Genomic DNA, 25099 nt, shown 5'->3' on the forward strand with positions numbered 1-25099 from the left:
TGCGCTGGTCGCTCCACGACGGGCGCGCACGCGCTATGCTGCCGCAGCTGCGCGTGTGCCGCTTCCTCCCCTTAAACTGAATGCACCTTCGATGACCATCCATACCATCCTGAAGATGGGCGATCCGCGCCTGCTGCGCATTGCCCAGCCCGTCACTGAGTTCGATACCGATGCGCTCCACCTTCTGGTGCGCGACATGTTCGACACCATGCAGTCTGTCAATGGTGCGGGGCTTGCCGCACCGCAGATCGGCGTGGATCTGCAGCTCGTGATTTTTGGCTCTGGCGAGCGCAATCCGCGCTACCCGGACCGGCCGGTGGTCCCTCGCACCGTCTTGCTCAACCCGGTTATCACGCCGCTTGGTGATGAGGAGGATGAGGATTGGGAAGGTTGCCTGTCCGTCCCAGGTTTGCGTGGCAAGGTGCCTCGGTGGTCGCGCATTCGCTATACCGGGTTTGATCCGTATGGAGACCCGATCGACCGCACGGTGGAGGGCTTTCATGCCCGGGTGGTGCAGCACGAGTGCGACCACCTCATTGGCAAGCTCTACCTCATGCGGGTGCGCGACTTCACGCAGTTCGGCTTTACCGAAGTGCTGTTCCCGGACATCAGCGCCACCGAAGACGACTGATCAATCTCCATCACCTGTGCACTAGCACCGGGATCTTGCTGTGGGTCAGGACTTTCAGCGTCTCGCTGCCCAGCAGGAGGCCCTGAAGCCCCCGGCGGCCATGCGATGCCATCAGGATCAGGTCACACCCCTGGGCGTGTGCAGCGTCAATGATGGCTTCGTACGGGTGGTCGCTGATGCTGGTCACGGTGTCGCAGGGCACGCCGTACTGTGCCGCTGTCTCCCGGATGTAATCCAGCACCACTTCGGCGCGGGCGCGGGCCTGGTCCTCCTGGCTTTTGCGCGTGTGTTCCAGCATCTCTGCGTGGTAGGCCAGCGAATGGAACTCGGGCAACGCGTAGAAACCGGTGACTTTCGCATGGGCCTCGCGGGCAAAACGCATGCCACGCAGGATGGTTGCTTCCGACAGGGCTGTGCCGTCGGAGGGCATCAGGATGTGCTTGTACATGCTGGCTCCTTGGGGCTGCGCAGGCAGCCTCGAAGGGCGCTGGGTGCCCACCTGGGCTGCGGTGGCGCAACGCGGCAGGGCGGACACTGTGGGCGCCTTGGATGCGCCACATTCACGGTTCTCTTATAGGCCGATGACACGCGCAAAGCAAGCTCATACCCGAGCTCGCGGTGGCTCGGAAATATGGCTGTAGATGCCTCTACCGCTTATTCATTATCGATTTTTTGCTATTAAAAATATAGCAATATTGCGCACAAATGCATCGCGGGTGTGCAGGCCAGCCGCTGGACTGATTGTCCGCGCCGGTCAGTCGGACAACTCGCGCAGGAGCTCGGTTTCGATCTGGATCTGGCGGGCGTTGTTCTGCAGCTCGGGGCCCTGGATCAGGAACGTGTCTTCCACCCGCTCCCCCAGGGTACTGACCTTGGCCAGCTGCACGCTCAGGTGGTGCTGCGCCAGGATGCGGGCCACCAGGTAGAGCAGGCCCGCCCGGTCGCTGGCCGAGATGGCCAGCAGCCAGCGCTGCGCTTTCTCGTCGGGGCGCAGCGTGACGCGGGGTGCCACCGGAAAACTCTTGACCCGCCGCGAGACCCGCTTGCGTGCGGGTTCTGGCAACGGACCACCGGCCTCGATCACACGCACCAGATCGCTTTCGACCATGTGCGTCAGCTCCCGGTAGTGCCCGGGCTGGGAGGACGCCACCACCTGGAAAGTGTCGAGCGCGTAGCCGTTGTTCGCGGTGTGCACACGCGCGTCCAGGATGGAGAAGCCCGCACGGTCGAAATAGCCGCAGATGCGTGCGAACAGGTCGGCCTGGTCGGCCGCATACACCATGACCTGCAAGCCGTCGCCCGCGAGGGACTGGCGCGCACGCACCACAGGTTTTGCTGTGCCGACATGGCGCGAAAGGTGGCGCGTGTGCCAGGCGATGTCGGCCGCTTCATGGCGCATGAAGTAGCTCACATCCAACGTGGCCCACAGCGCCTTGTGCGCCTCGAAGGGCAGGGCGCTCAGGGCCAGCAGCACCAGCGCCTCGCGCTTGCGCGCCTCGATCTCGGCGGCAGCGTCGGGTGCTCGGCCGCCCAAGGTGCGCAAGGTGGAGCGGTACAGGTCTTCCAGCAGCTTGCCCTTCCAGGCGTTCCAGACCTTGGGGCTGGTGCCGCGGATGTCGGCCACCGTGAGCAGGTACAACGCGGTGAGGTAACGCTCGTTGCCCACGCGCTGTGCAAAGGCGGCAATCACATCAGGGTCGCTCAGGTCTTCCTTCTGGGCGATGCGGCTCATCGAGAGGTGTTCGCTGACCAGGAACTCAATGAGCTTGGCGTCCTCGCGGTCCACGCCGTGCTGGCGGCAGAAGTGCCGCACCTCCACGGCGCCGATCTGCGAGTGGTCGCCTCCACGGCCTTTGCCGATGTCATGAAAGAGTGCGGCGATGTACAGAATCCACGGCTTGTCCCACCCGGCGGCCAGCTGCGAGCAGAAGGGGTATTCGTGCGCATGCTCGGCCATGAAGAACCGCCGCACATTGCGCAACACCATCAGGATGTGCTGGTCCACCGTGTACACGTGGAACAGGTCGTGCTGCATCTGCCCGACGATGCCGCGAAACGCCCACAGGTAGCGCCCCAGCACCGAGGTCTGGTTCATCAACCGCATGGCATGCGTGATGCCCGACGGTTGCTGGAGGATGCGCATGAAGGCCGCACGGTTGGCCGGGTCGCGGCGAAACGCCCCGTCCATCACGCCACGCGCGTTGTACAGCGCGCGCAGGGTGCGGGCCGACAGGTCCTTGAGGCCCACCGTGGTCTGGTAGAGCAAAAAGGTTTCGAGGATGGCGTGTGGGTCACGCGTGTAGAGGTCGTCGCTGGCCACCTCGATGAGCCCGGCCTTTTCGAAAAACCGCTCGTTGATGGGGCGTGGCTCGTGCGTGGAGGGGTTCAGCCGCTCCTCGATGTTGAGCAACAGGATCTGGCTGAGCTGCGACACGGCCTTGGCCGCCCAGTAGTAGCGCCGCATCAGGCTCTCGCTCGCCCGCATGGGCAGGCGTGATCCGTCGGGCGCCTGCGAGCGGTAGCCGAACGATTCGGCCACGGCGGTCTGCAGGTCGAACACCAGACGATCCTCGTGCCGCCCAGCGGCTGCATGCAGGCGCGCGCGGATGAGGCACAGCACCGCCTCGTTGCGTTCGATCTGGCGCACTTCGAAGGCCGTGGCCATGCCGCTGGCGGCCAGTTCCTTCCAGTTGCGGCCCAGGCCCGCAGCCTGGGACACCCACAGGATCATCTGCAGGTCGCGCAGCCCGCCGGGCGACTCCTTGCAGTTGGGCTCCAGCGAGTAGGGTGTGTTCTCGTACTTGTTGTGGCGCTGGCGCATCTCCAGCGTCTTGGCCACCAGGAAGGCCTGCGGGTCCATCTGCGCGCGGTACTGCCGCTGGAACTCCTCGAACAACGCTGCATTGCCGCACACCAGGCGCGATTCGAGCAGGGAAGTCTGCACGGTGACATCGCCCGCACTTTCGGCCAGGCATTCGGCCACCGTGCGCACGCTGGAGCCAATCTCCAGCCCCGCATCCCAGCAACTGCCTATGAAGCCTTCGAGCTGGGTGCGCAGTGCGCTGCCCGCGTCGGGCGCTGCACCGTCGGGCATCAGCAGCAGCACATCGACATCCGAATAGGGAAAGAGCTGGTCGCGCCCGAACCCACCCACCGCCACCAGCGCCATGTCGGCTGGCAGCTCGGCGCGCTGCCACAGGGTTTGCAGCAGGTGGCCGGCCAGTGTGGAGAGCTTGCGCAGCAATACACGGATGCCGCGCGTGGACGCTCCCGTGGCCTTCATGGCAGCCAGCAGGGCGGCTTTGTCGTTGCGGTAGGCGTCCCGCAGGGCATGCACTTCAGGCAGGGCATGGATTTTGGTCATGGTCGTTGAGGGTCGCGCTGAAAAAGGGCCATGCAAAAAACCATGCAAGAGTTGTACGCGCCGGCTGGCGATGGGCCATCCGGCGCGCGGGTCAGGTCTTGGTCGCGGTCACAAACGCCGGCAGCTGGGGGGAGCCGGCCGACAGCGTCATCACTTCATAGCCCGTCTCGGTGACCAGCACCGTGTGCTCCCACTGGGCAGACAGGCTGTGGTCCTTGGTCACGATGGTCCAGCCATCGTTGCTGAATTCCTTGACCTCGCGGCGGCCGGCGTTGATCATGGGCTCAATGGTGAAGACCATGCCGGGCACCAGCTCTTCGAGAGTGCCGGGGCGGCCGTAGTGCAGCACCTGGGGTTCTTCGTGGAATTTCTTGCCAATGCCGTGGCCGCAGAACTCGCGCACGATGGAAAAGCCCTGGCCTTCGGCAAACTTCTGGATCGCGTGGCCGATGTCGCCCAGGTGGGCACCTGGCTTGACCTGCACGATGCCATGCCACATGGCATCGAACGTGATGGCCGACAGCCGCTTGGCGGCGATCGAGCATTCGCCAATCAGGTACATGCGGCTGTTGTCGCCATACCAGCCGTCCTTGGTGATGACCGTCACATCCACGTTGACGATGTCGCCTTTCTTGAGCGGCTTGTCGTTGGGGATGCCGTGGCACACCACATGGTTGACCGAGGTGCACAGCGAGGCCGGATAGGGCGGATAACCCGGCGGTTGATAGCCCACGGTGGCCGAGATGGTGCCCTGCTGGGCCATGCATTCGGCGCCCAGGCGGTCGATTTCCTTGGTGGTGATACCGGGCTTGATGTGGGGGGCGATGTAGTCCAGCACTTCGGAGGCCAGGCGGCACGCAATGCGCATGCCGGCGATGTCCTCTGCGCTTTTGATGGTGATGCTCATGCCTTGATTATCCCATTGGCCCCCGCGCCGTGCAGGCGGCACGGCCTGGCCCGGTAAAATGGCCGGCTCCGGTCCTGGCTGCAAGCTGCTGGGCCGGGTCTCTGTCTACCCCTCACACCCCCAACAGGCCGCTACCGTGACCTTGCAAATGACCACGCTGGCGGGCGGCAACGCCCTCAGCACCTTCCGCGCCCAGCAACTTCAACCTGCCCTGGAGGCCATTCACCCCAAGATCAGTGGTATTGCGGCACGTTTTGTGCACTTGGTGGCAACCGATTCGGCCCCAACACCGGCGGAGCAAGAACGCCTGGCCGCGCTGCTGACCTATGGCGACCCGTACGCAGGTCCCGAAGATGGGGCAGTCCTTATCGTCACGCCCCGCCTGGGCACGCTGTCGCCCTGGGCCTCCAAGGCCACCGACATTGCGCGCAACTGTGGCATCGCCATCCGCCGCGTGGAGCGCATCACTGAATACCGGGTCAGCCTCAAATCCGGCCTGCTGGGCAAGACGCCCGAGCTGACCGCCGAGCAATGGGCCCAGGTGGCCGCCTTGCTGCACGACCGCATGACCGAATCGGTGGTGGCCGACCGCAGCGCAGCCGCAGCGCTGCTCACCGAACTGCAGCCCGCACCCATGGAGCATGTGGATGTGCTGACCGGTGGCCCCGAACAAGGTAGGAAGGCGCTGGAAGCCGCCAACACCCGCTTTGGCCTGGCACTGGCCGACGATGAAATCGACTACCTCGTGGCCGCCTTCACGGGCCTCAAGCGCAACCCCACCGATGTGGAACTGATGATGTTCGCCCAGGCCAACAGCGAACACTGCCGCCACAAAATCTTCAACGCCGAGTTCACCATCGACGGCGTGGCGCAGGACAAGAGCCTGTTCGGCATGATTCGCAACACGCACCAGCTGGCGCCCCAGCACACGGTGATCGCGTATTCGGACAACGCTTCGGTCATGGAAGGCCATCAGGTCGAGCGTTTTGTGGCAAAAATGGCATCTAGCGCTTATCCATCAAGCGCCAATAGCTATCAAAAAAGTAGCGTCACCCAGCACGTGCTGATGAAGGTGGAAACCCACAACCACCCCACAGCGATCTCGCCATTCCCCGGTGCGTCCACCGGCGCGGGCGGCGAGATCCGCGACGAAGGCGCCACCGGCCGGGGCTCCAAGCCCAAGGCGGGCCTCACGGGCTTCACCGTCTCCAAGCTTTGGGGCTCCACCGTGGGCAAGCCCGAGCACATTGCCAGCCCGCTGCAGATCATGGTCGAGGGCCCCCTGGGTGGCGCGGCGTTCAACAACGAATTTGGCCGCCCCAACCTGAATGGCTACTTCCGCGAATACGAGCAGGAAGTCGCTGGTGTGCAGCGCGGCTACCACAAGCCCATCATGATCGCGGGCGGCGTGGGCGTGATCGATGCCGAGCTGACGAAGAAAATCGAGTTTCCTGCGGGCTCGTTGCTGATCCAGTTGGGCGGCCCGGGCATGCGCATCGGCATGGGCGGCAGCGCCGCCAGCTCCATGGCCACGGGCACCAACGCGGCCGAGCTGGACTTTGACTCGGTGCAGCGTGGGAACCCCGAGATCGAGCGCCGCGCGCAAGAGGTCATCAACCATTGCTGGGCGCAGGGTACCGACAACCCCATCCTTGCCATCCACGACGTGGGCGCGGGCGGCCTCTCGAACGCCTTCCCAGAGCTGACCAACGATGCAGGCCGTGGCGCACGCTTCGATCTGCGTGCCGTGCAGCTTGAAGAGTCGGGCATGGCGTCCAAGGAAATCTGGAGCAACGAGTCGCAAGAGCGTTATGTGCTGGCCATCGCGCCCGAGTCGTTGCCCCTGTTTCAGGCCTTCTGCGAGCGCGAACGCTGCCCGTTTGCCGTGATCGGCACGGCCACGGAAGAGCGCCAGCTGGTGCTGCACGACCCGGCCGCGACGGCCGACGACCAGAAGCTGCCCGTGGACATGCCCATGAACGTGCTGCTGGGCAAGCCGCCCAAGATGCACCGCGACGTAAAGACCGTAGTGCGCGAATTCGCACCGATGGACTTGACCGGCGTGCCGCTGCAAAAGGCCGTGATCGACGTGCTGGCCCACCCCACGGTGGCGTCCAAGCGCTTCCTCATCACCATCGGCGACCGCACCGTGGGTGGCCTGAGCCACCGCGACCAGATGGTCGGCCCCTGGCAAGTGCCCGTGGCCGATTGCGCCGTGACTTTGGCCGACTACAAAGGCTTTGCCGGTGAGGCGATGAGCATGGGCGAGCGCACCCCGCTGGCCGCCATCAACGCCCCCGCCTCGGGCCGCATGGCCGTGGCCGAGGCGCTGACCAACTTGTTGGCCGCCCCGATTGAACTGCCCCGCGTGAAGCTCAGCGCCAACTGGATGGCCGCCTGTGGCGAGCCCGGCGAAGACGCCGCGCTGTACGAAACCGTGAAGGCCGTGGGCATGGAGCTGTGCCCGGCCCTTGGCATCAGCATCCCCGTGGGCAAGGACAGCCTGTCCATGCGCACGCAGTGGAACGAAGGTTCGGACAAGAAAAAGGTCACATCACCCGTCAGCCTGATCGTGAGCGCGTTCGCCTCGCTGTCCGACGTGCGTGGCACGCTCACCCCCCAGCTCAATGCCACCGAGGCAGACACCACGCTGGTGTTGATCGACCTGGGCAAGGGCCAGAACCGCATGGGTGGCAGCATCCTGGGCCAGACGCTGGAGCAAAGCGGCGACGTGGTGCCCGATGTGGACGACCCGAAAGATCTGGTCAATCTCGTCAACGCCGTGAACGCGCTGCGCGCCAAGGGCCAGATCCTGGCTTACCACGACCGCAGCGACGGCGGCCTGTTGGCTGCAGCGGCAGAAATGGCGTTTGCAGGCCACGTGGGCGTGGCGCTCAACGTGGACATGCTGGTGACTGAGGGCGACGGCATCAGCGACAGCCGCATGGAAACCGGTGACGCCAAGAACTGGGCGCAGCAGGTCAGTGCCCGCCGTGAAGAACTCACGCTCAAGGCTCTGTTCAATGAAGAGCTGGGCGTGGTGCTGCAGGTGCGCACGGCCGAGCGCAACGACGTGATGCAGGTGTTGCGCGAGCACGGCCTGTCCAAGTTCAGCCACTTTGTGGGCAAGACGCGCCCTGCGTCGTCCGAGATCGATGCTGGCAAGGGCGAGCTGCAGGTCTGGCGCGATGCCAAGTCCGTGTTCAGCGCCCCGTTGGCCGATTTGCACCAGGTGTGGGATGCCGTGAGCTGGAAGATCTGCCAGCAGCGCGACAACCCCGCCAATGCCGATGCCGAGCACGCCGCAGCGGGCGAGCCCACTGACCCGGGCCTGCATGTGCACCTCACGTTCGACGCCACCGACAACGTGGCGGCGCCGTACTTGAATCTGTCCCGTCCCAAGGTTGCCATCCTGCGCGAGCAGGGCGTGAACTCGCACATTGAGATGGCCTACACGTTCACGGAAGCAGGCTTTGAGGCCTACGACGTGCACATGACCGACCTGCAGACTGGCCGCGTGAAGCTTGAAGACTTCAAGGGCGTGGTCGCCTGTGGTGGCTTCAGCTATGGCGACACGCTGGGTGCGGGCATTGGCTGGGCGCGTTCCATCACCTTCAACCCGGTGCTGGCCGCTCAGTTCCAGGGCTTCTTCGGCCGTGCCGACACCTTCGGCCTGGGCGTGTGCAACGGCTGCCAGATGTTTGCCGAGCTGGCGGACATCATCCCCGGCGCGCAAGACTGGCCACGCTTCACCACCAACCAGAGCGAGCGCTTCGAGGCCCGCCTGTCGCTGGTGGAAGTGCTGGAATCACCCAGCCTGTTCCTGCAAGGCATGGCCGGCAGCCGCCTGCCGATTGCCGTGGCGCATGGCGAGGGTTATGCCAACTTCAAGTACCGGGGCAATGCCGACAAGGCCATTGCCGCCATGCGCTATGTGGACAACCACGGCCGCGCCACCGAGCAGTACCCGTTCAACCCCAACGGCAGCACGGGTGGCCTCACGGCCGTGACCACGGCCGACGGCCGCTTCACCGCCATGATGCCGCACCCCGAGCGCGTGTTCCGCAATGTGCAGATGAGCTGGACCAGCGAAGACGCATCGCAGTACAGCGCCTGGATGCGCATCTGGCGCAATGCGCGCAAGTGGGTGGGGTGATGTGGCCTGAGGCATCCTGCGGCGCAGGTTGCCCACTGCCAGCCTATCTGCGATGAATGCTTCTTTCAGGTGGATGAAATGCCCACCTGAAGGAACACACGGCCCCCATCAATGCGCACCGGGTAGCACGTCAGCGGGGCCGTGACCGGAGCACAGGTGGGCTGGCCATCGCGGACATCAAACTTCCCCTGGTGCAGGGGGCACTCGATTTCATGGCCGTCCAGAAAGCCATCGCAAAGACGCGCATGCCCGTGCGTGCAGATGTTGTCGGTCGCAAAAACACTTCCGGCAACCTTGTACAGGGCAATGCTGCGCTCACCCACCTGCAATCCGATGACATCGTCTTCGGGTACTTCGGCCTCGCTGGCGGCGTCAATCCAGGATGATTCGTTCATGGCGGTTCAGATGGGATAGATGATGGAGTTCGGGATCATTTCGCTGTCGTACACGCAAATGCGCATTGCAAACTTGAGCCCTGCAGGGGTGCGTTCGATCACGTCGAGATACCGCCCCACGTTGAACACTGTCGATTCGCGCGAGAGCTTGGTGCGAAACACTGCGTAGTTCGCCTCTGCCTCGAAGCGGTTTTCACTGGCTACGAGGACCACAGGCGCGCCCACCACATGGCGTTGGTAGTAGGGGTCATGGAACAGGGTTTCCCGGATGCCGTACACACGGTCCTTGAGCATCCCCTTGCTTTCAAACAGGAGCGTTGCCAATGGAAATCCGCGCTCGTGGTTCTCGCGGGGCACCAGCTTGTAGATGCAGTCGTCCGTGAAAAACTCGGGCCACAAATCCCAGTCGCCAGAGTCCACAGCCAGTGCGTACTCTGCATACAGGCGCGATATGGCCAGGTAGTCATCAAAGTGAATGTGGGGGGCGGCGCTCATGGTCAGGCCTCCATCACTTCACGCCAGTACGCATACATTCCGCGGATCAGCGTTTCGGTCACCATGTGGTCGGTGTTTTCCACGGTCTTTCCCCCCAACTCCGCCAAGGTGCGGTGGTACGGCTTGCTTTCAAAGCCTTGCTGGGAAAATTCGATCACTTCCCCGTCGTCTGCGGAGACGAACCCGGCAGGGCCGAACAAGTTGGCCTGTCGCAGACGGCGCTGCGTCATCTCTTCGGTGTCATCCTCAAAGCCGAAGTGCGTCCACACAAAGTCGAAGGCGCCGTGGCCATCCGGCTGGATGTGCCGGGTGGAGACGCTGTTGACCTGCTGCTGAAGGATGACGCTGGGAAACACCGTCATCATGACGGCGGTGGGGCCACCCCACCAGGGCTCTGGCACGATGTCGAGAAATCGGGGATCGTGCAGCTGCATGCTTTCCTTGAAGCTGGACACCTGGGTGACCTGGTCGGCTTTTCCAGCCTGCCCCCGCGTCGAGATCATGGCGGCATGCCGATGGCGCGCATCCATCTTCAACTCACTTTTGTTGTCCGCCCGCCAGAGGCCAAAGGTCACAAACCAGGTGTGCAGCAAACCAGGGTGGTAGGGGTCCTTGATGTTCTCCTGCATGAGTTTCCAGTTGCCTGGAATGCGCTGGCGGTTGTAGCCGAGAATTTTCAATTGCCGGCCGTTGAAGATCCGGTCAAAGTACGAAAGAATCTCTGGTCCCAGGAAGTCTTCGAGGGACTCGATGTCATGGTCGAAGCTGGCAAACACGACGCCACCGCGGGTCGCCACTTTGAGCTTGTTCAGGCCGTGGTCCGCTGGCTGGAAATCAGCGGGCATGCCGCCGTTGACCTTTCCGTCCTGCTTGACGCCACGGCGAAACGGCACCCCCTGAAGATCCCCCTGCAGCGTATAGCTCCACTGGTGATAAGGGCACACAAAATCTTTCTTGTTGCCATGGCGCTCGCGGCAAAACTGCATTCCACGATGGGCGCATACGTTCTCGACCACGTGGATGCCACCCGCGTCGCGCACCATGATGACGGAACGTTCTCCCACCACCGTGCGCTTGAAGTCGCCCACATTCGGAACTTCGGCCTCCAGCCCAACGTAGTTCCAATGCCGCTGGTAGAAAAAGCGTTCCAGCTCCTTCTTGTGCAGTTCGCCGCCGGTGTAGGCCATGAAGGGAATTCGGCTGCTTCCCTCGGTTTCCCATCGCATCTGGGCGGGGAAGACTTCATTTGCCGGTGAGCTCATCGCTATCTCCTTCGCTGCTTTTTCTCAGGCTTCGACAGTGACGGTGATGGCCGACAGGCCATCGATTTCCCCATGCATCACATCTCCCCGCGCCACGGCGTTCACGCCCTCGGGAGTGCCCGTCATGATCAAGTCTCCGGGCTCCAGGGCTTCGTACTGGGACAGATAGGCGATGCACTCCTCGACAGACCAGATCAAGAGACCGACATCCGAGGACTGCCGTGCCGCACCATTGACGCTGACGCGGATGGCACCGTGAGAGACTGGTTCGTGGGATGTGGCTGGAGTGATCGCGCCGATCGGTGCAGACTGAGAAAACGACTTGCCAAACTCCCATGGACGCCCTTTGTCACGGGCTTCCAGTTGGAGGTCGCGGCGCGTCATGTCCAGACCCACGGCGTACCCAAAGACGTGTTCGTATGCCCGGTCTTGTGCAATGTCACGCCCGCCCTTGCCGATCGCCACGACGAGTTCAATCTCATGGTGAAAGTTAGTCGTCTTGGGTGGATAGGGGATGGTTGTGGGCGTCGAGGCATCGACCGCGGCATTGGCAGGCTTCATGAAGAAGAAAGGGGGGTCGCGGTCAGGGTCCTTGCCCATCTCACGGGCATGCGCTGCGTAGTTGCGGCCCACGCAGAAAATCCGGTGGACCGGAAATCGCTCAGGCTGCCCTTGAATGGACAACGAAGGAACAGCGGCGGGAGCTATGGCGAAGGACATGGGGTGAGTCTTTCGAGGCAAAGTGGGAAATGGCAGGACTTCAGGATCGCTGCTCGCGCCACAGGCCAAGTGCCTGTTGCACGGGACGATCGGAGTAGCTGAACAGCACCGCCTCAGTGAGTGCGCAGAACTGCTGGGAATGCCACGAGGGGACCACCAGCACGTCGTTTTCCTCCAGGCGAAAGGTTTGTCCTTCGATGTGGGCTTCTGCCGAACCGGAGAGGCAGACGTACACCGTTCCATCCGTGCAGCGATACGGCTGGGTCTCGAAGCCTGCGGGAATCAGTTGCGCGAAAGCGGCCATCGTTGGCATGGGCGAACGTCCTGTAGCCGGGTTCACATAGCGCTGCTTGTGGCCGAAATGAGGGTCTGGACTGCCAGCCTTCAGGGCATGCAGCGTGGACAGGGTGCGCTCCCAGGGGTATACAAAGACCTTGGTCGGGTCGGATGGTTGCTGCTGGAAGTCCACCGGGAGCATGTTGGAGCCATACCGGGCCAATGCGTCCCCTTCCGGGCGGGTGGCCGTCTGGTATTCGCTATCGCTTTTTTCAGCAAAACCTGCGTCCAGAAAGCGCACGATCGGGATGTCCAGCCCATCGAGCCAAACCACGGGTTCAGTGCCCAGGTTGCCATGGTCATGCCATGTCCAGGCGGGCGTGATGATGAAGTCACCACGCCGCATCGTTGTGCGTTCTCCATCCACAGCGGTGTAGGCGCCAGCACCGTCCAACACCAGGCGCAGGGCGGACTGGGTGTGGCGATGGGCCGGTGCAACCTCGCCAGGCAGGATGAGTTGAAGACCTCCATACAGTGCCTGCGTGATGCTGGACTGGCCTCGCAATGCGGGGTTCTCCAGAATCAGCACGCGGCGTTCCGCCTCTGCTGCGCTGATCAACGAACCAGCCTCCAGCACCTTGGCGCGGACCTGGGCATAGGACCAGGCGTGCGCCACCGCAGGAGATCGGGGCTGTGGCGGCACCAGTGCTCCCAGCACTTCCCACAAAGGGGTCATGCTTTCTTCGGCGATGCGGTCGTAATAGCTTTTGCGCTGCTGGCTTGTTGCAACATCGGCAGACAGGGTGGTGTTCATGGGTTGCTCCTGAAATCAGTGCGAGGAACCAGGTTTACGTGCCGCTGGCATAGAAAGCATCCGCGTAGACCTGTCCGGGAAAAACACCCATTTGCCGCACCAGCAGGGACGTGGCTTCGACCATGGGCGGTGCGCCGCAGAGGTACGCGCGAAAGCCCGCCAGGCTGGGCCAGTCCTTGGCGATGGCGTCGGTCACCAGGCCTGTGCGGAAACCCTGTGCCTGGCCAGACGCGACCACAATCTGCACCTTGAGGTTCGGGTGTTGACGTTGCAGCGCTTCCAGCCATTCACGGCCATAGATGTCGCGCTCAGATCGGACCCCGAAGTACAGATGGATGGGATTGCCCATGCCTGCGGCAACGGCACCGCGAACAACGGACAGGATCGGTGCCAGCCCCGTGCCGCCCGCTACACACAACATCGGCCCGGTGTGTTTGCGCCGAAGGTACGCAGAGCCCAGTGGGCCGCTCACTCGAACCGAGTCCCCTACGCGAAGTTCGTTCGCGACATAGGCGGTGACACGGCCTTGCGGAATCAGCCTCAGATGGAACTCCAGCGTTTCGTCGCTGGTCGTGCCGGCCATGGAATAGGGTCGCGCGTGGGTCGGTGTGAATTGCAATTGCGCATACTGGCCCGGCGAAAAATCCAAGGCCTTCGCTGGCTTGAGAAGCAGTCGCTTGATGTCATGGGTGGTGTCTTCAATGGCCACAACGGTGGCCTTGATGATCCGCGCCGCATGCACGACCACTTCATCAGGCTCGGCAATCTCCACGGTGCAGGGCTCCGTCAAGAAGGTCTGGCACGCCAGGACGTACGAATCTTGCGCGGCCAGAGGTTGCTGCACCTCGCGCCCCGACTCCAGCACGTTCCCCGTGACGATCTTGCAACGGCAAGTTCCGCACCTTCCCGCCATGCAGCTGTACGAAACCGGCACGTCGTTTTCGCGCAAGGCGTCCAGCAGATTGGCGCCGGCTGCGACATTGAAAGTGCGCTCTAGTGGGCGTACGTGGATTTCCATCGTGCGTTGTCTCTGATGTTCTTTTCGGCATCGTTTCCTGTAGCAGGAATCGCAGGGTCCGATGATCAGACTCGCGAGAAAATCAGTCAACGCGATGGTGTGAATGTTTAATATCACTCAAATCAATATTCAAGGAGACCCCGATGGAGCTCAAAGACATTGACCTGAATCTGTTGGTGGTCTTCAATCAGCTCCTCACCGAACGCAAGGTCTCCAAAGTGGCGGAGAACCTTGGTCTTGGGCAGCCAGCCGTGAGCAATGCCCTTTCGCGGCTGCGCAAACTGTTTGACGACGAGCTTTTCACCCGCACCGCGAGCGGGATGCAGCCCACCCCGTTTGCGGACCAGCTGGCGGAATCGGTGGGGTATGCACTTGGCATGATTCACGGGGCTGTGAACGCCAGAAATTCATTTGATCCAGGCACCAGCAAACGCAGTTTCACTGTGGGGATGACGGATATCGGGGAGATCTACTTTCTGCCGCAATTGATGCAGCGAATTCAGGAGGTCGCGCCGTTCGTGGCCATCAGCACCGTGCGCAATGCCGCCACCAACCTGAAGGACGCCATGGAGGCCGGCCATGTGGATCTGGCGATGGGCCTGCTACCGCAGTTGAAGGCGGGGTTTTTTCAACGCCGGCTTTTCGAGCAGAACTACGTCTGCATGTTTCGCAAAGGCCACCGGCTGGATCAGAAAAAAATCCGGTTGCAGGATTTCTTCAGCGCGGACCATGTGGCCATCGTGTCTGCGGGCACCGGCCATGGGCAGGTGGACGAGATACTGGACAACCATGCACCCCAGAGGCAGGTGAAACTCAAAGTACCCCACTTTGTCGCGGTGGGGCATATCTTGCAGTCCACCGATCTCATCGCCACCGTACCGGAAAGGCTGGCCGAGCGCATGGCCGAACCTTTCCAGCTCCAGTACCTTCCTCACCCGGTCAAGCTGCCAAAAATAGCCATCAACATGTTCTGGCACGCGAAATTTCACAAGGACCCTGCGAACCAATGGCTGCGCGCGCTGGTCTTTGATCTCCACGCGGATGCTTCAAGCCTCAGGGCGTAGATGCCGCCGTGGGGCAGCGGTGCCCTGCAAGAAAATACCGCTTGAATCTTGATGGCGGGAGCTCTTCCCTGTGTCTCCATCGCTCAGGCCAGCACGGGTCTTTCGTACACCAGCAGACGCCCCTTGTAGGCCGGCACGCTGCCGAGCGCAGGGTGATCCAGGCGCTCTTCCACCACCTCAAAGCGGTGCGCCGCCATCTGCTTGTGAAAGGTGGAGCGGTTGCCCCGGTTCGGGTCCACGATCCAGATCTGTGCGCCTTGGCTGGCGTGGCGGTCCAGAAAACTGGCCAGCGAGGCGCGGGCGTCGCGTTCATACAGCACATCGCTGCCGATGATGAGGTCGAACTCGCCGTGCACGGCACCGGCAGGTGCCGAGGTGTCTGCCCCCCAGTGGCCGGTGCGGTACTTGAGGGGCGGCAGACTGTTGAGTCGGGTGTTTTCCTGCAGGAACTGCTGCGCCAACGGATGGCAGTCGCTGGCAGTGACATTGATGCCGCGCCGGTGGCACACCAGACTGGCCAGGCCCAGTCCACAGCCAATCTCCAGTACACGCTCGCCAGTCTGCAAAGGGCGGCTGGCCATGCGTTGCGCCAACTGCGCGCCTGAAGGCCAGAGCAGGCCGAACAGGGGCCATGCGGCGGACGAAATGCCAAGGGCCTCGGCGGTGCCCAGCGGGTCGGAGAACTGTTGCTTGTCGAGCAGTGATCGAATGATCAGGTCGGCGGCGCCGACGATGGAGATGTCTTCTTGCTTGGTGAGATAGCCGGGCATGGCTCGGGCGTGAAGCCCGGATATGAGCACGTGCTCGAGGACCCCAGAGGTGGTGGGTGAGGGCGCGAGTATGCGCTTCTCCCTTGGAAGGGCCGTGCAGGCTGTCGTTGGCAAAGGAAAACGGCGGCCCGCCGGGGCGGTGAATACGAATGAATGGCCGCCTACGCCGAGGGGACTTTGGTGGGTGATGCAGCAGCCTTGCGCGTTGCTATAGTGCAGCGCACACAGGCGGCATGCCCGCCGCTTTTCACAGACCCATTTCAAGGACTTCCCATGGCCGCTGGCAGCCTGCTTGCCCTGTTGGACGATATCGCCACCATCCTCGACGATGTGGCCCTCATGACCAAGGTGGCGGCCAAGAAGAGTGCCGCCATGGCCGATGACGTATCGGTCATGACCAAGGTCGCAGCCCAGAAGACAGCGGGTGTGCTGGGGGACGACCTGGCGCTCAATGCCCAGCAAGTTACCGGTGTGCGCGCTGAACGCGAAATACCCGTGGTGTGGGCCGTGGCCAAAGGGTCGTTCATCAACAAGGTCATCCTCGTGCCGACGGCGCTGCTGATCAGTGCCTTTGCGCCTTGGGCCGTGACGCCCTTGTTGATGGTGGGCGGCGCCTTCTTGTGTTTTGAGGGTTTCGAAAAGGTGGCGCACAAACTGCTGCATGCGCAGCATGAGGATGACGCCGAGCACGAAAGCCACGCCAAGGCCAATGCCAACCCGGCGGTGGATCTGGTGGCCTTCGAGAAAGACAAGATCAAGGGCGCTGTGCGCACCGACTTCATCCTGTCGGCGGAAATCATCGCGATCACCCTCGGCACCGTGGCGGCGGCACCTTTCACGCAACAAGTGGCCGTGCTGTCGGGCATTGCGGTGATCATGACCATTGGTGTGTATGGTCTGGTGGCGGGCATCGTCAAGCTTGATGACCTGGGCCTGTGGCTGAACGGCAAGGCCAGCAGCGCGGCCCGCGCGGTGGGTGCAGGCATCCTGCGCGCTGCGCCCTGGCTCATGAAGGGCCTGTCCATCGCGGGCACGGCGGCGATGTTCCTGGTGGGTGGTGGCATCCTGGTGCACGGGGTTCCGATGCTGCACCACGCGGTGGACGCCTCCGGTGCGGTGGCCGCGCAATGGCCCGTGGGCGGGCTGTGGGCGGTGCTGGTGCCCAATTTGCTCAACGCCGTGGTGGGGATTGTTGCCGGTGGGCTGGTGCTGGTCGGCGTGAAGCTGGTGCAGCGCCTGCGCGGCAAGTCCACTGTGTGAGAGTGGGTATGTCTTGATGTAGATCTAAGGGTTAGTACGGAGGTCTTGAGATAGGGCAAGGCCGGTGGGTGGGTGCAGCGGTTCAATAGATGCACGGGGGTCGTCCCCGTCCAACCGATGCGAAATCACCATGAAAAAAAACCTGCTGGCTGTCGCCGTTCTTTGTGCCCTGTCTTCTGGCGCCGCCTTGGCGCAACAGGCTGAAGGCCCCTGGATGGTCCGTGCACGCGTGGTGCACCTGGACAGCGCCAACAAGGACAGCACGCCCCTGGGCCTGTCGATCAACGACAAGACGATTCCCGAAGTGGACGTCACCTACTTCTTCAACAAGAACGTTGCGGCCGAGCTGATGCTGACCGTTCCCCAAAAGCACACACTCAGCGCTGGCGGCGCTGCCATCGGCACGCTCAAGCACCTGCCACCCACGCTGTTGGTGCAGTACCACTTTGATGCCGCTGGCTTCAAGCCCTATGTGGGTGCAGGCCTGAACTACACGCGGTTTTCCAGTGTGAACCTGCCCGCAGGCGTGGACATTGACCGCAACAGCTTTGGCCCCGCGCTGCAAGTGGGTGTGGACATCCCCCTTGCCAAGAATCTGTACCTCAACTTTGACGTGAAGAAGGTTTTCATCAAGACCGACGTGAGCGCCGGCGGTGCCAAGCTGGGCACCTTCAAGGTGGACCCCGTTCTGGTGGGGGTGGGTCTGGGCTGGCGGTTTTGATTACCCCTCTGAGTTGTCTTTGGCCCCTTAGCCCCTGAGGGGGCGTCACCGGTGGCCCGGCGAAGCCGGTTGCACGGTGGCGCTGGCTGGGGTTGCGCCAGTTTTATAGCGCTAAGGTGGCAAGACGTCGTGGGCTGACTACGTCCGCTTGTAAATGGCCAGTGAGCCCGCCAAGGCCAGCAGGGCGCCGCCGCAGCAGCGGTCCAGCCACAGCACCGCGCGACGGCGCAGCAGCTTGACGGCGCGCGCGCCGACCAGCGCGTAGGCCAGCATCACGGCGAAGTCGAGGCTGGCGAAAACGGCTGCAATGGCGGCGTACTGCGGCCATTGCGGTGTACTGGAGTCGATGAATTGCGGCAGCAGTGCCGAACAGAAAAGATAGCCCTTGGGATTGGTGACCGCCACCAGGAACGAACGCGCGAAGATGCTGCGCGGCGTGGCCAATGGGCCGGAGGCTGCTCCGCCCGCGGCCGCAATGTCCAGCCCGCCTTGCGAGCGCAGCAGTCGCAATCCCAGCCAGGCTAGGTAGGCCGCGCCCAGCCACTTCACCACCGAAAACCAGAACTCGGACGCTGCCAGCAGCGCCCCCAGGCCCAGCGCCACTGCACCGACCAGCACAAGGTCCGACGCCACGGCGCCCAGCATGCCCGGCAGCGAGCGGCGCATGCCGTAGCGCGAACCATTGGCCAGCGCCAGCAGCACCGTGGGCCCCGGCGTGGCGATAGCCACCAGGGCCACCAGCGCGAAGACAAGCAGTGTGGCGATGGTCATGCCAGCATCCCGCAGCCCTGGGGCTTGAGCACGCGTTCGGTGGAGGCCGGGTACTTGGACAGCTTGGAGGCTGGCCTGCAGGGGCGCTGCACCAGGTCGCCTCCGCAGTTGGGGCAGACGTGGCCCAGCCGCGTGCCGGTGCAGTCACTGCAAAAGGTGCATTCAAAGGTGCAGATGCGTGCGTCGGTGGAGTTGGGCGGCAGGTCCTTGTTGCAGCATTCGCAGTTGGGTCGCATCTGGAGCATGGGGTGTCCTTTGGGAGAGAAGTGGGGGCAGGTTGCGGCAAGCGTATGGCAGGCGGTGCGGCGGGGCAAGGTACAGATGCCGCGATTCCAGGCAGTACACCCGCGCTGCGTATCTGCCCTGCTGGGGCTGGCGAGGGGTTGGTGGTTGCACTCTGCGCGGGGCCGTCTTTCGGGCCGCAGCAGCAGGGGAAGCTTCGCAGCGTCAGGCCTGCACTACGAGCGCGAACTGGGCACGCACGCCATCGGGCGACGGCGCAAAGGGCACGGTGAGCGCTGCGCGTTCGGTATCGCCCAGGCGGCTCCAGAGGTAGTCGCGTGTGTTGCCGGGATCTCCTGCCACGTACATCTGCGTGGTCAGCAGCTCGCGCCCCGGCAGCCGCACCTTGAAGTGAATGTGCGGCGTGCGCCCGGTGTATGGCGCTGGCCGGATGGTGCGAAAGCGGTAGCGCCCGTCGCGCCCCAGCACCACACGGCCGAAGCCCTGGAACGCCGGGGCCGCCTTGCCGCCGTCGCCCGGGTGGTGGTAGTGGCCGTCGGCATCGCACTGCCATATCTCGACCGTGCCGCCCGACAGCGGCACGCCCTGTGTGTCCATGACCCGGCCTTCCACCCAGACAGCCTCGCCCTGGGTGTAGCGCAGCATGCCGTTGCGCAGCAGGTCGCCGTCGCTGTCCGCCGGGATGTCCACGGGGTAGTAGGGCCCTTCGGTCTGGCGTGGTGTGGGCATGGCGTGGGCCTGGGCTGCTGCGGGCTGCACCAGTGCCGGTGCGGCCACCAGGGCAGCACCCCGCAGGCCCTGCTGCAGCCACTGGCGGCGTGTGGGGGCGGGGTGCAGTGGCGAAAGACTCGGGGTGGCAATATCGGGCATGGTGGGCTCCTGCCTGGGGAGGCTGCGGGTGGTGATCGGTCCGTGCGGGTCGCACGGCGGTAGGAGCCCCCCGACGCGCAAAAAGTGCCGCAGTGTCGTGCCGGGCAGCGAGGGTGCCCTGTGCGCCGCGGGCAACGGGGAAATGACCTACACGCCGCATCATCCTGCCGCCGCAGAATGTCCCGATGGCCGTGGGGTTATATTGCCTTTCACGGTCCAGCCTGCGGGCGGGATGGTCGTCTCGGAGCCTGTGGGCTCCACGGCGGTTCCGCTCTTTCACCAGCAGTGGCAAGCCATGCCGCGCGAGACGCTTCAAGATCCATGCCTTTGCCCAACCCCATCGATGACATCACGCGCGGCCTGAACCAGCGCCCCGCCAGCATCTCCCCCAAATACTTCTACGACCAGCACGGCTCACAGCTGTTCGAAGAGATCACCCGCCTGCCCGAGTACTACCCCACCCGCACCGAAACCGCGCTCATGCAGCAGCACGCAGATGGCATCGCACGCGCCGTGGGCCCGGGCCGTACGCTGATCGAGCTGGGTGCGGGCAATTGCCAGAAGGCGCGCACGCTGTGCCGCTTGGTGCAGCCCGCCTGCTTCGTGGGGGTCGATATTTCGGCCGACTTTCTGCAGTTGGCGGTGCAAGGCCTGCAGGGCGACTTTCCCGGGCTGGACGTGCGGGCGGTGGGCGGCGACATGACCCAGGGCGTGGAGCTGCCGGACGATATTCCGCGCAAGGGGCGGCTGGTGTTCTACCCGGGCTCGTCCATCGGCAACTTCGACCCGCCGCATGCGCTGCAGCTGCTGGCCCACATGCGCGAGCTCATCGACGACGACGGGGGCCTCCTGATCGGCATCGACCTGCCCAAGGACGTGCAGGTGCTGGAAGCCGCGTACGACGACGCGGCAGGCGTCACGGCCGCGTTCAACCGCAACGTGCTCACGCATGTGAACCGGTTGATCGGCAGCGACTTCGACGTGCAGCAGTGGCAGCACCGCGCGTTCTTCAACCAGGACGAGTCGCGCATCGAGATGCACCTGGAGGCCCTGGCCGACGCCGAAGTGCGCTGGCCCGGTGGCGCCCGCCGGTTTGACCAGGGCGAGCGCATCCACACCGAAAACAGCTACAAATACCCCCTGCCCGTGTTCACCGACATGCTGGCGCGCGCTGGGTTCTCGCAGGCCCAGGCGTGGACGGATGACCGCAGCTGGTTTGCCGTGCTGCATGCGCGCCCCTGAGAATGGATTGACTATGACCAACATGGATGTGTGCCCCCCGCTGACCGCGCTGCTCTCGCGCTATGCCGCTGTGCGGGACCACTCCGTGGCCCTGGTGGCGCCCCTGTCGGCGGAAGACTGCGGCGCGCAGTCCATGCCCGACGCCAGCCCCGCCAAGTGGCACCTGGCGCACACCACCTGGTTCTTCGAAACCTTCGTGCTGGAGCCGAACGAGCCGGGCTTTGCACCGTTCAATCCCGCGTTTCGCGTGCTGTTCAACTCCTACTACAACGGCGTGGGTGCCAAACATCCGCGGCCGCAGCGGGGGCTGCTGACCCGGCCGCCGCTGGATGAGGTGCGCGCCTACCGTGCCAATGTGGACCAACGCATGGCGCGCCTGTTGCCCACGGTGCTCACCGACGCTGCGCTGTGTGCGCTGATCGAGCTGGGCCTGCAGCACGAGCAGCAGCACCAGGAGCTGCTGGTGACGGACGTCAAGCACCTGCTGTCGTGCAATTCCACGCATCCTGCATATAGAGCGGCCGACGATGGTGCGGCCACCAGTGCGGCGGGCGACCTGGCCCTGGTGCCGGCCACGGAGCCCTTTGGGTGGCTGACGCTGGACGGCGGGCTGGTGGACATCGGCCACCGGGGCGACGGCTTTGCCTTCGACAACGAAAGCCCGCGCCACCGCACCTACCTTGCGCCGTATGCGCTGGCCTCGCGGCTGGTGACCAACGCGGAATGGCTGGCCTTTGTGGAAGGCGGCGGCTACGACAACCCCGCCCACTGGTTGGCCGAAGGCTGGGACTGGCGCGTGGCCCAGGGGCTTGACCACCCCCTGTACTGGCGCCTGCTGGACAGCGGCGTCTGGCATGCGTTCACCCTGGCTGGCCTGCAGCCGCTGCGTGGCGATCTGCCCGTGGTGCACCTGTCCTACTACGAGGCCGATGCCTACGCCCGCTGGGTGGGCGCACGCCTGCCCACCGAGGCCGAGTGGGAGCATGCTGCGCAAGCCGTAGCGGCTGCTGGTGGACACGATGATGACGGCAACGATGGCCACGGCGCCCACGATGGGCAAGCGCTGGAACAAGTGTTTGGCAGCGCTTGGCAGTGGACCCGGTCGAGCTACGCCGCCTACCCGGGCTTTCGCACCGCCGACGGCGCGGTGGGCGAATACAACGGCAAGTTCATGGTCAACCAGTACGTGCTGCGCGGCAGCTCGTGCGCCACGCCTGCGGGGCATGCGCGCAGCACCTACCGGAACTTCTTCCCGGCCACGGCGCGCTGGCAGTACACGGGGCTGCGGTTGGCGCGGGATGCATGAGGCGCCTTACGGCGGTATCTCGCGCGCTCAGGGCTCCATGCGGAAGGTGTGCTGCAGCACCAGGCGGGCGGGCTCGCCATTGCGCAGCAGCGGCGCAAACTTCCAGCGGCGCACCGCGTCAGTCGCGGGTTTGTGCAGGGCATCTTCGCCCGTTCCAGACACTACGCGCGTGGTGCCGACCAGCCCGCTGGGCATGATCTCGAACGACACCGTCACGTCGCCGCGCGCTTTTTTCGAGGTGTCATTCAGCAGGAAAGACGGGTAGCGCGGCAGCGGCGCCTCCAGCAGCGTCAAAGGCGTATCCAGCGGCGGCGACACCTGCTGCCGCAGCAGTTGCTCGTCCTCCTTCTGGCGGAAACTGGTGACGTGGGATTCGGTCACATCCGCTCCGCGGGGCGGGGTGAACAGTGATGAACTGCAGCCGGCCAGAGCCAGCAGGCCGAGGGTGAGCGGTGCAAGAGTAGATAGGCGGAACATGGCGATGGAGGGTCAGGGCGCCCCGCGACTGCGGGGCCATCCCGCCAGTATCCCGCAACTGGCGTCGGCTGCGGTCGAACGGTCAGACGGCGTCGAGTGCCTGCACCAGGTCCGCCTGCAGGTCGTCGATGTGCTCGATGCCCACCGACAGGCGCACCATGCTCTCGCTCACGCCTGCCTTGGCCAGCTCTTCGGGGTTGAGCTGGCGGTGCGTGGTCGATGCGGGGTGCGTGGCCAGCGACTTGGCATCGCCGATGTTCACCAGGCGGGTAAAGAGCTGCAGCGCATCCAGGAAGCGCGCACCGGCCGCCCGCGGGTCGGCGTCGGCGCTCTTGAGCCCGAAGCTCAGAATGCCGGATGCCTTGCCGCCGGATTGCCGCTGCGCCAGCGCATGGTCCGGGTGGTCTGGCAGGCCCGCGTAGCGCACCCATTCCACCTTCGGGTGGCTTTGCAGGTACTTCGCCAGCGCCAGCGTGTTGTCGCAGATGCGGTCCATACGCAGGGCCAGGGTCTCGATGCCTTGCAGGATCAGGAAGGCATTGAGCGGCGCCAGCGCTGCACCCGTGTTGCGCAGTGGCACCACGCGTGCGCGGCCGATGAAGGCGGCGGGGCCCAGCGCCTCGGTGTAGACCACGCCGTGGTAGCTCACATCGGGCTCGTTCAGGCGCGGAAAGCGGGCCTTGTGCTCGGCCCATGGGAACTTGCCGCTGTCCACGATGGCGCCGCCCACGCTGTTGCCGTGGCCGCCCAGGTACTTGGTGAGCGAGTGCACCACGATGTCGGCGCCATGTTCGATAGGGCGCAGCAGGTAGGGGCTGGGCACCGTGTTGTCCACGATCAGCGGCACGCCATGGTCGTGCGCCACCTTGGCCAGCGCGGCGATGTCGGTCACGTTGCCCAGCGGGTTGCCGATGGACTCGATGAAGATCGCCTTGGTGCGCGCGTCGATGTGCTGTGCAAAACTGGCCGGGTCGCGCGGGTCGGCAAAACGCGTGGTGATGCCCTGCTGGGGCAGTGTGTGGGCAAACAGGTTGTAGGTGCCGCCGTAGAGCGTGCTGGCCGACACGATGTTGTCGCCCGCCTCGGCAATGGTCTGGATGGCGTAGGTGATGGCCGCCATGCCCGAGGCCACGGCCAGCGCCGCGATGCCGCCTTCAAGTGCCGCGACGCGCTTTTCGAGCACGTCGGTGGTGGGGTTCATGATGCGGGTGTAGATGTTGCCCGGCACCTTCAGGTCGAACAAATCTGCGCCATGCTGGGCGCTGTCAAATGCGTACGCCACCGTCTGGTAGATGGGCACGGCCACGGCCTTGGTGGTGGGGTCGGGGCTGTAGCCAGCGTGCACGGCCAGGGTTTCGATCTTCATGGTACGAGGTCCTTGTCAGCGGTTGAATGGGGCGAGGCGGCAGTGCCGCCGCAGGGCCATTCTTGCATCGCCGCGCGCCGCTGCGTTCGAATCGTTGGTGATGAGCTTATGGGGCGCCCGGCCTGTTTCAGGCGGGCAGGGCCACGGCGGCCTGGGCTGACATGCACCGGCGTGAGCAGGGCTCGGGCCAATTGTGCGCGGCCAGGCGCGCTGCGTCGGGGATGTGAATGTCGCGCCGGGCCATGCGGATGAGGCCTGCGTCTTCCAGTTCGTGCAGCACGCGGGAGAAGTACTCGGGCGTGAGGGACAGGCGCGAGGCGATGGTGGCCTTGCTCACCGGAAGGGTCACGTTCAAGCCACCAGGCCCCTGCGGCTGGCCATGGCCGGCACAGGCCAGCGCGAGGCCGGCGGCGTCGTTCGAATCTTCAGGCAGTTCGCGCAGCAAGTAGCTGATCACGCGCTGCATGCCGCTGTGCAGCGTGTAGGTCTGCACGTCATGCACCAGTCCATGCAGCCGCCGCGAAATGCCGGCAAGCATGCGCATGGCAAAGCGCGGGTCCGCTTCGATTTCGCGCTCGACCGTGCTTTTGTCGACGCTCAGCAACAGCGTGTCGCTCAGCGCCTGGGCGTTGATGATGTAGGGCTTGCCGGTGAACATGAGCGCCTCGGCAAAGGTGCTTCCGGGGCCCACCAGTTCAATGACTTTTTCCTGCCCTGAGGGCGAGAGCGCAAAGAGTTTGACCTGACCGAGCACCGTCACGTGAAACTCCTCGCACGGTGTGCCCACCCGGAAGATGGTGTCGCCGCGTGCAAAGCGGCGCAGCCGGCAGCCGGTCGCCAGGCGCGCCAGATCGGACGGAGTGGCTTCCTGAAACAGCGGCAGCGCCGACAGGTAGCGTGGGATATCAAATTGCCGGATGTCCATGGCGGGGCACTGGAGAGCGGGGATGCGCCCATTACACCGGCGTCTG

At 64.2% G+C, this 25099-nt stretch carries 23 protein-coding genes; 7 read left to right on the forward strand and 16 right to left on the reverse strand.

Translation table 11 applies throughout. The features are described 5' to 3' along the window. Positions 1-91 precede the first annotated feature (91 nt). Positions 92-631, forward strand: coding sequence for a peptide deformylase (def, locus tag IB243_RS00940; RefSeq protein ID WP_192424370.1), 540 nt, complete (start codon positions 92-94; stop codon positions 629-631). A 10-nt stretch (positions 632-641) separates the two neighbouring features. On the opposite strand, the gene IB243_RS00945 is transcribed toward def, so the two are convergent. From IB243_RS00945 to map, 3 genes are all read right to left on the reverse strand, one after another. Then, positions 642-1079: a universal stress protein gene (locus tag IB243_RS00945; protein ID WP_192424372.1), complete on the reverse strand. Its 438-nt coding sequence runs from the start codon at positions 1077-1079 to the stop codon at positions 642-644. A gap of 306 nt (positions 1080-1385) precedes the next feature. Next, the gene (locus tag IB243_RS00950; RefSeq protein WP_057272748.1) at positions 1386-3995 is read right to left on the reverse strand and encodes a [protein-PII] uridylyltransferase; all 2610 of its coding nucleotides are present in this window, start codon (positions 3993-3995) and stop codon (positions 1386-1388) included. A gap of 91 nt (positions 3996-4086) precedes the next feature. Next, the gene (gene map / locus IB243_RS00955) at positions 4087-4902 is read right to left on the reverse strand and encodes a type I methionyl aminopeptidase (RefSeq protein ID WP_192424374.1); all 816 of its coding nucleotides are present in this window, start codon (positions 4900-4902) and stop codon (positions 4087-4089) included. A gap of 136 nt (positions 4903-5038) precedes the next feature. Between map and purL the strand changes: the two genes are divergently transcribed. Beyond that, complete coding sequence (gene purL, locus IB243_RS00960; RefSeq protein WP_192424376.1) at positions 5039-9058, forward strand: phosphoribosylformylglycinamidine synthase; 4020 nt, start codon at positions 5039-5041, stop codon at positions 9056-9058. Positions 9059-9123: 65 nt separating this feature from the next. Here purL and IB243_RS00965 read toward each other — a convergent pair whose 3' ends face one another. Genes IB243_RS00965 through IB243_RS00990 form a run of 6 tightly spaced genes read right to left on the reverse strand, consistent with a single transcriptional unit; the run spans position 9124 to position 14038 of the window. Continuing rightward, the gene (locus tag IB243_RS00965) at positions 9124-9453 is read right to left on the reverse strand and encodes a non-heme iron oxygenase ferredoxin subunit (protein ID WP_010461129.1); all 330 of its coding nucleotides are present in this window, start codon (positions 9451-9453) and stop codon (positions 9124-9126) included. Positions 9454-9459: 6 nt separating this feature from the next. Then, entirely contained in the window at positions 9460-9948 is a 489-nt protein-coding gene (locus tag IB243_RS00970) for an aromatic-ring-hydroxylating dioxygenase subunit beta (protein WP_192424378.1), read from the reverse strand. A gap of 2 nt (positions 9949-9950) precedes the next feature. Beyond that, positions 9951-11210, reverse strand: coding sequence for an aromatic ring-hydroxylating dioxygenase subunit alpha (locus tag IB243_RS00975; RefSeq protein WP_192424379.1), 1260 nt, complete (start codon positions 11208-11210; stop codon positions 9951-9953). A gap of 24 nt (positions 11211-11234) precedes the next feature. Then, positions 11235-11930 (reverse strand): fumarylacetoacetate hydrolase family protein, encoded by a 696-nt coding sequence (locus IB243_RS00980; RefSeq protein ID WP_192424381.1) that lies wholly within the window; start codon positions 11928-11930, stop codon positions 11235-11237. Positions 11931-11970: 40 nt separating this feature from the next. After that, positions 11971-13020: a gentisate 1,2-dioxygenase gene (gene gtdA, locus IB243_RS00985; protein WP_192424383.1), complete on the reverse strand. Its 1050-nt coding sequence runs from the start codon at positions 13018-13020 to the stop codon at positions 11971-11973. A 34-nt stretch (positions 13021-13054) separates the two neighbouring features. Beyond that, positions 13055-14038 (reverse strand): 2Fe-2S iron-sulfur cluster-binding protein, encoded by a 984-nt coding sequence (locus IB243_RS00990; RefSeq protein WP_192425307.1) that lies wholly within the window; start codon positions 14036-14038, stop codon positions 13055-13057. Positions 14039-14181: 143 nt separating this feature from the next. On the opposite strand from IB243_RS00990, the gene IB243_RS00995 reads away from it, so the two are divergent. After that, positions 14182-15102 (forward strand): LysR family transcriptional regulator, encoded by a 921-nt coding sequence (locus tag IB243_RS00995; protein WP_192424385.1) that lies wholly within the window; start codon positions 14182-14184, stop codon positions 15100-15102. An 83-nt stretch (positions 15103-15185) separates the two neighbouring features. Here the strand turns inward: IB243_RS00995 and IB243_RS01000 are convergent, their stop codons facing one another. Next, entirely contained in the window at positions 15186-15872 is a 687-nt protein-coding gene (locus IB243_RS01000; RefSeq protein WP_192424387.1) for a methyltransferase, read from the reverse strand. Between the two features lie 273 nt (positions 15873-16145). On the opposite strand from IB243_RS01000, the gene IB243_RS01005 reads away from it, so the two are divergent. After that, entirely contained in the window at positions 16146-17132 is a 987-nt protein-coding gene (locus tag IB243_RS01005) for a DUF808 domain-containing protein (protein ID WP_192424389.1), read from the forward strand. A 130-nt stretch (positions 17133-17262) separates the two neighbouring features. Then, a complete protein-coding gene (locus IB243_RS01010) occupies positions 17263-17853 on the forward strand; it encodes an OmpW family protein (RefSeq protein WP_192424391.1) in 591 nt (196 codons plus the stop codon). Positions 17854-17991: 138 nt separating this feature from the next. On the opposite strand, the gene IB243_RS01015 is transcribed toward IB243_RS01010, so the two are convergent. From IB243_RS01015 to IB243_RS01025, 3 genes are all read right to left on the reverse strand, one after another. Beyond that, positions 17992-18624, reverse strand: coding sequence for a LysE family translocator (locus IB243_RS01015; RefSeq protein WP_192424393.1), 633 nt, complete (start codon positions 18622-18624; stop codon positions 17992-17994). After that, positions 18621-18869, reverse strand: a complete 249-nt coding sequence (locus IB243_RS01020) for a DUF1272 domain-containing protein (protein ID WP_192424395.1) — start codon at positions 18867-18869, stop codon at positions 18621-18623. Before IB243_RS01020 ends, IB243_RS01015 begins: the two co-directional genes overlap by 4 nt. Before the next feature lie 202 nt (positions 18870-19071). Next, positions 19072-19737, reverse strand: a complete 666-nt coding sequence (locus IB243_RS01025; protein WP_225584652.1) for a protocatechuate 3,4-dioxygenase — start codon at positions 19735-19737, stop codon at positions 19072-19074. Positions 19738-20058: 321 nt separating this feature from the next. On the opposite strand from IB243_RS01025, the gene egtD reads away from it, so the two are divergent. Then, positions 20059-20979 carry an L-histidine N(alpha)-methyltransferase gene (gene egtD / locus IB243_RS01030; RefSeq protein ID WP_192424398.1) on the forward strand — a complete coding sequence of 307 codons (921 nt, stop codon included), beginning with the start codon at positions 20059-20061 and terminating at the stop codon, positions 20977-20979. A gap of 13 nt (positions 20980-20992) precedes the next feature. Further along, complete coding sequence (gene egtB, locus IB243_RS01035) at positions 20993-22285, forward strand: ergothioneine biosynthesis protein EgtB (protein ID WP_192424399.1); 1293 nt, start codon at positions 20993-20995, stop codon at positions 22283-22285. A gap of 27 nt (positions 22286-22312) precedes the next feature. Here egtB and IB243_RS01040 read toward each other — a convergent pair whose 3' ends face one another. The 3 genes from IB243_RS01040 to IB243_RS01050 form a co-directional block, all read right to left on the reverse strand. Continuing rightward, the gene (locus IB243_RS01040) at positions 22313-22666 is read right to left on the reverse strand and encodes an energy transducer TonB (protein WP_192424401.1); all 354 of its coding nucleotides are present in this window, start codon (positions 22664-22666) and stop codon (positions 22313-22315) included. Between the two features lie 178 nt (positions 22667-22844). Next, positions 22845-24128 carry an O-acetylhomoserine aminocarboxypropyltransferase/cysteine synthase family protein gene (locus tag IB243_RS01045; RefSeq protein WP_192424402.1) on the reverse strand — a complete coding sequence of 428 codons (1284 nt, stop codon included), beginning with the start codon at positions 24126-24128 and terminating at the stop codon, positions 22845-22847. Positions 24129-24255: 127 nt separating this feature from the next. Next, on the reverse strand, positions 24256-25053 hold the full coding sequence (locus tag IB243_RS01050; protein ID WP_010461162.1) for a Crp/Fnr family transcriptional regulator: 798 nt from the start codon (positions 25051-25053) through the stop codon (positions 24256-24258). Positions 25054-25099: the final 46 nt, after the last annotated feature.

The sequence above is a fragment of the Acidovorax sp. ACV01 genome, from assembly GCF_014851495.1.
GTDB lineage: Bacteria > Pseudomonadota > Gammaproteobacteria > Burkholderiales > Burkholderiaceae_C > Acidovorax > Acidovorax radicis.